General features: G+C 29.5%; 1 protein-coding gene. It reads left to right on the forward strand.

The window, feature by feature from the left end; all coding sequences use genetic code 11:
- Positions 1 to 302: 302 nt before the first annotated feature.
- On the forward strand, positions 303 to 570 hold a 268-nt coding region (locus R7040_RS28685; protein WP_318097923.1), incomplete at its 3' end, for a hypothetical protein.

The raw sequence follows: 570 nt of genomic DNA on the forward strand, positions 1-570 counted from the left end.
TCCGATGTTCATTCTTGGTTAGGATCCTAACCGAGAATTCATGGTGATGAATATGTGGTTCTTTGAGGAGAGAAATCGCATCACTAATAGCCCAGAATCTGATCTTTTTCATTTTTAGGTAGAAGTTTAACTAATTATTATTTTTCTAATTTAATAATTAAAAAACCAAACGGTTTTTATTTAATAATTAAATGTTAATGTGATTTTTAAAATAGTGATTAAAGGTCCTTTACAAAGAGAATATTACTTGATAAATATAATGGTCATTGAGTTTATCTATATATATCAAGAGGGTTGTCGATATGTCTAAAGTTCTAGTTTATTCTAAACGTAATCGTGAGATGAGTTATCTATCCGTAAGAGAAGAACGTGAAACTAAGCTCAATAATTTTAAAGTGATCTACAATGAAATTTCAGATGAAGAAGCATTACGCAGAGCAAATTCTATTAATTTAGATGAAAAGAACAATGTTCCAAAAGTTCGTTTGAAAAGAAAATATATTAAAGAAAAGAAAGAATGCCGAGTGCCAGGCTTATATGGCTGCAACCGCTATAAGTCAAGAAAAAATG

This window comes from Vibrio sp. 1069 (assembly GCF_033340555.1).